This is a genomic window from Wolbachia endosymbiont of Atemnus politus, assembly GCF_013309895.1.
In genome coordinates, this window is sequence record NZ_JAAXCS010000089.1 from 1 (window position 1) to 5,581 (window position 5,581).

Annotated in this window: 4 protein-coding genes; 2 read left to right on the forward strand and 2 right to left on the reverse strand. The window is 37.1% G+C overall.

From position 1 onward, the window contains the following. Positions 1 to 157: 157 nt before the first annotated feature. Positions 158 to 1,270 (forward strand): tRNA 2-thiouridine(34) synthase MnmA, encoded by a 1,113-nt coding sequence (gene mnmA / locus HET73_RS05775; RefSeq protein ID WP_174133013.1) that lies wholly within the window; start codon positions 158 to 160, stop codon positions 1,268 to 1,270. Between the two features lie 13 nt (positions 1,271 to 1,283). Here mnmA and HET73_RS05780 read toward each other — a convergent pair whose 3' ends face one another. Beyond that, complete coding sequence (locus tag HET73_RS05780) at positions 1,284 to 2,159, reverse strand: tetratricopeptide repeat protein (RefSeq protein ID WP_174133014.1); 876 nt, start codon at positions 2,157 to 2,159, stop codon at positions 1,284 to 1,286. A 201-nt stretch (positions 2,160 to 2,360) separates the two neighbouring features. Here HET73_RS05780 and guaB point away from each other — a divergent pair, with 201 nt between their 5' ends. Continuing rightward, entirely contained in the window at positions 2,361 to 3,854 is a 1,494-nt protein-coding gene (gene guaB / locus HET73_RS05785; protein WP_174133015.1) for an IMP dehydrogenase, read from the forward strand. Between the two features lie 528 nt (positions 3,855 to 4,382). On the opposite strand, the gene HET73_RS05790 is transcribed toward guaB, so the two are convergent. Next, the gene (locus HET73_RS05790; protein WP_174133016.1) at positions 4,383 to 5,360 is read right to left on the reverse strand and encodes a quinone oxidoreductase family protein; all 978 of its coding nucleotides are present in this window, start codon (positions 5,358 to 5,360) and stop codon (positions 4,383 to 4,385) included. Positions 5,361 to 5,581 lie beyond the last annotated feature (221 nt).

Sequence of the window (5,581 nt, forward strand, 5' to 3'; positions counted from 1 at the left end):
TGGAGGTTGTCAAGTGATTTCTTCGTTTGTGCTAAAGTTTGTTATGTAAGAAACCTATTGTTCTGTACAATGTCTATAGCTAAAATAATTTAAGTTTCTCGTCATTCCGCTATTGGCTGCGGCGTAGGTTAGCTATATTTAATGAATTTGGGTAAGCGTGCTGAAAGAATTTGAAATTGAATCTTTGTTGAGAGGTAAGGCTCCACACCAAATCAAGGCTGTAGTTGCAATGTCTGGCGGAGTTGATAGCTCTGTTGCTGCAGTGCTGCTGCATCACCTTGGATACCAGGTAGTTGGTGTAACTCTTCAGTTATATGGCACTGATGGCAATGCTAGCACGAGAAAAGGCGCATGCTGTGCTGGACAGGATATTTATGATGCCAAGCGTGTAGCTGAAAGTACTGGCTTTCCTCATTATATCTTAAATTATGAGGAAATATTCAAAAAGGAAGTTATAGAGGATTTTGCAGATACCTATATGCGTGGAGAAACTCCTATACCATGCGTAAAATGTAATCAAACAGTGAAATTTCGCGATCTATTACAAGTTGCAAAAAATCTTGGTGCAGATGTGCTAGTTACAGGACATTACGTGAGAAGATTAGAAGAAGATCGCAAGGTGAAATTGTGCAGAAGCATCGATAAAAGTAAAGATCAAAGTTATTTTCTGTTTGCTACAACAAAAGAACAGCTAAAGCTTTTAAGATTTCCGCTTGGTGGGTTCTATAAATGCGATGTGAGAAAATTAGCAAAACACTTTGGATTGCAGATCTCTGAAAAACCAGATAGTCAGGATATATGCTTCGTTTCTGAAAGCTATAGCAAAACAATAGCTAAGCTAGCTCCACAATCTGTAAAGAGAGGCAGAATTGTGGATGTAAATGGGAAAGTACTAGGTGAGCATAATGGTATAGTAAATTTCACGGTGGGGCAAAGAAAAGGCTTGGGTATTACACACAGCGAACCTCTTTATGTGATAAAGATTAATACTGAAGATAATGAAGTTATAGTAGGCCAGGTCGACGCACTAATGCAAAGAAAAGTATTGATCAAGAAGTTAAATTGGTTAGAGCAACCAAAGAAAGGTATGGAGGTAACTGTGAAGCTTAGGTCATCGCATGCGGGGAGTTTGGCAACTATATACCCAGCAGAAGGACAAGACAAAGCTTGTGTCATTTTAAATGACGATTATTTTGGCATAAGTCCCGGTCAAGCCTGTGTGGCATACAAAGATGAGCAAGTTATTGGTGGTGGGTGGATATGTTCTTAACTACACGGTCAGTTTATGAAGTTGCTCTGTGGAGTTTTATAAATTTTACTCTTGCTTCCACCTTATGTATAGGTACTTTTTCACTTATGTCTTTCGAATTTGCAGCCATATTCAACAGTTTTAAATAGAATGTTGTAGCATTTTTGAAATCTGAAAGCTTATCTAGAATAACGGCTAGATTATAGACATAAAAAATATTGTTTTGGTCAAGAGAAATTGCAGCTATCATGTACCCTTTGGCTCTTGTATAGTCTTCCTTTTTCATATAGATCAGACCTAGGTTTGCCAACAAAGAAGCGCAATTTCTGTGTATATCATATAACTTCAACATTTCACTTAACGCTAGATCAGGGTTATATTGTGAAACTATTGTCAAAAAATTCTCTAATATACAAGTGTTACTAGGGTATTCTTTTAACAGTCTTATGTAGATCTCTATAGCTTTTTTGTATTCTTTATTAGCGTAATAAATGTTTCCCAGTCCAATCAAAGCATTTTTATGATAAGGAAATTTTGTAATGGCTTGATTGAGAAAAGAAATGGCTGCCTCATTATCTCCAGACTCAAAGGAATCTTTTGCCTTTTCTAAGATAAAGTGTATGCTAAAACTTTTGCCAGAGTTCTGTGTAACTTTAATATTAAACTTATCACTTTTTCTCTCAATAACGTCAAAGTCTTTATATTTTTCGTCAGCTTTCATATATTTAGCAACGTTATTAAAGACTTCTTGTATCTCTGAATTTTCATTAGCATAGGTAGCAGAAAACCTCAATAAAATCATAACCCAGACTAATATACAGATAAACATAGCCGCAGTGTCAGAACCACGCATTGGCACCATTCCAGCACGTGACCAGTAAATCTTACTTCCCTGAGCTATGTGTACCATAGTATAAGTTTATAAATGCTAGTTTAGCTATCTCATATAATAATAAAGATAGTATTAATTAGTAACTTCTTTTTGTAACATACATAGCTAAAGTGTTTATTTGAATTTATTGTCGGCTTTTTTATTCACCTATTGTACCCTATCTAGCTGAAGTCCTAATTGCAATTCAATTAATTAATGTATAAACTTTAAATAAAGCCTATGAAAAAAATGGAATCTTGTTATTCGTTCGACGATATACTCCTTTTGCCAGCTCACTCTAATATATTACCTTGTGATGCAGATACGAAAACTTATTTAACAAACCATATAAAGCTCAACATTCCTCTTATGTCCTCTGCAATGGATACTGTTACTGAATCAGATTTCGCAATAGTTATTGCCCAACATGGTGGAATAGGCTGCATACATAAAAACTTATCAATAGACGAGCAAGTTTCAGAAGTCAGAAGAGTAAAAAAATATGAAAGTTGGATCGTATACAACCCAATCACGATTTCTCCAGATAAAACGGTCGCAGAAGCGATCTTATTAATGAAAGAGCACAATTATTCCGGCATTCCTGTAGTTGACCAACGTAAGTTGGTTGGTATTATAACCAACCGAGATGTGAGGTTTATTGAAGATCAGAACATGAGTGTAAAAGTTTCTGAAGTGATGACAAAAGAAAAGTTAATTACAGTGCGGGAGCAGGAAGTGGATAGTGCCTCAGCAATGAAATTGTTGCATGAAAATAGAATAGAGAAGCTTCTGGTCATAGATGAAAATTCTTATTGTATAGGTTTAATTACGGTTAAGGACATTGAAAAATACAACAGATATCCAAATTCATGCAAAGACAGTAAAGGGCGACTTATAGTTGCTGCTGCAGTTGGCACTGGCAAAAAAGATGGCATAGAAAGATGCGAAGCCTTAATTGGAGAGGAAATTGACGTGATTGTTGTGGATACTGCTCACGGCCATTCCGAAAATGTTATTAACACCATTAGAGAAATAAAAGCGATGTACCCAGATACACAGTTAGTTGGTGGAAACATTGCTACAAAAGAGGCTGCTGAAGCGCTGATTGACGCGGGCGTTGATGCAGTGAAGGTTGGCATAGGACCTGGATCGATCTGCACAACCAGAATAGTTACAGGCGTTGGTGTACCACAATTTTCCGCGATTCAAAATGTTGCAGAAGTATGTAAAGCAAAAAAAGTAAGATTGATTGCCGATGGTGGAATAAAATACTCAGGAGATGTTGCAAAAGCTATTGCGGCTGGTGCTGATTCTGTGATGATTGGTTCACTTTTTGCGGGTACTGACGAAAGCCCAGGCGAAATCATCATGTACAAGGGCAGAGCATACAAAGGCTATCGAGGAATGGGCTCTATCAGTGCAATGAAACGAGGGTCAGCAAGCCGTTATTTTCAAGATAAAGACTCAAAACTCAAATTAGTTCCGCAAGGAGTAGAAGGAAGAGTTCCATTTAAAGGTCCAGCTTCAGGGGTAATCCATCAGTTAATTGGCGGGGTGCAAGCTGCAATGGGGTACACTGGTAATAGGAATATAGAAGAGATGAAGAAAAACTGCAAATTCGTTACTATTACTGCATCAGGATTAAGAGAGAGCCATGCTCATGATATAATCATTACACAAGAAGCTCCAAATTACGCCTATCAGACGTCCAATTTGTCAGCCGATTCAGAGTAGTCGTTCTAGCACGTGACCGGATTTTTTTACCGTAGAAATGGGTTGAATGCAAAAACCACTTCCCGCCAACCCAATTATAATGATACTGAAGCTATTTTATTTATCTTCGCAATCTGTGCAGGTTAACGACAAAAAACTTAGGGTATTTGGCGTATCATGTTTAATTTTTTGCACTATGTGCACCTTATGTCTTTGTAAATTTTCTGGGTTTTTACCTATATAAGCTGAAACGCGCTTATAAGTCGTTTAAGACAGTAGAAAACGTCAAATTGACAAGGAGAACGTGAATACCACAGGGGTTCTTTTGCCTTTTTTCCTGCTTAGTAAATTTCTTAACGCTAAATTAGTTGCATAAAAGCGACTGAACCCTAGCGTTTAGGATAAAAACGCCGATATTTGAGGTACATAGAAAATAGCCAACCACCACGGGACTTCTTTTGCCTTTTTTCAGCTTGGTTAAAAAATTAACTAATTTTCATTATGAGACTTTTTGCACCGGGTTTTTTTCCTAGTCTTGGATAAGGGTGCTTAAGGAATTTTTATAATATTTAACCCACTTACTTTTCTATCCTCCATATCACGATGAGCCTCTATTATTTCGTCGAATTTATACTTTTTATTAATCCTTACAGCCAGAAGTCTCTTTCTTATCATCTCAAAAATTTCCATCGCAGTAAGCACTAATGTGAACTTGTCGTGCTTATAATGATATATTGAGGTTCCTGTGGCGAATAGTGAGCGTGAACTGAGCAAAGAAAAGCTAACCGGAGCGCTGCCTGATATCTGCCCATAAGAAACATATATGCCGAACTTGCCTAAAGATTCAAAAGAAAGCTTGCTTGTAGCATAGCCTATAGGGTCATATACTGCACCTACTCCCTTATTTTGTGTAATCTCCATGATTTTAGAAACAAAGCCTGTATCATTGTAATTCAGCGCATACGTGCAGCCATTCTGCAGAGCTATCTTCATTTTTTCATTGGAGCTCACGGAACCTATAACTACTCCTTTTTTATCCTTTGCCCATTGGCATATTATCTGTCCTAACCCGCCACTTGCTCCATGCACAAGTACAACAGCTCCAGGTTTTATTTTATAAGAGTGGTTAACTAAATAGTGAGCCGTCATGCCTTTAAATAGCACTGCAGCTACAATTTCATCTGGTATTTCATCTGGAATCTTTATCAGATATTTCTGGTGTACAAGACGTTTCTCACAATATGCTCCAGGCGGAGCTGTGCAATACCCAACTCTATCTCCAATCTCTAAGCCATTACCTATTTTCTTACCAAGCTTTTCAACAACTCCTACTGCTTCCACTCCAAGCACTGACGGCAAGTTTTTAATTTTGCGAATACCTTTTCTATGCTCTAGATCATAACGATTTAAACCGATAGCTGTGTGGCGTATTAAAACTTCCTCGTCCTTTGGCTCACCTATACTTCTATCTACGAATTCTAATACTTCTGGTCCTCCAGTCTTCTTAATTTGTACAGCTTTAACCATGATGAATATAAGAAAAAAACTCTAATTATGTTATCTAATAACCAACATCTTGTAAAATTATTTAGAACTGTAAGATAAATATGCATATAAGAGAAAACGAACGTTGTAATTTGTGAGGCAGCTCATTTTTTTACCCATAAAATAGAACTAAAAACCCCTTGACAACCTCCGCCAATCTCATTATCATGGTAATGAGTACAATGATACAAAAAATAATATCG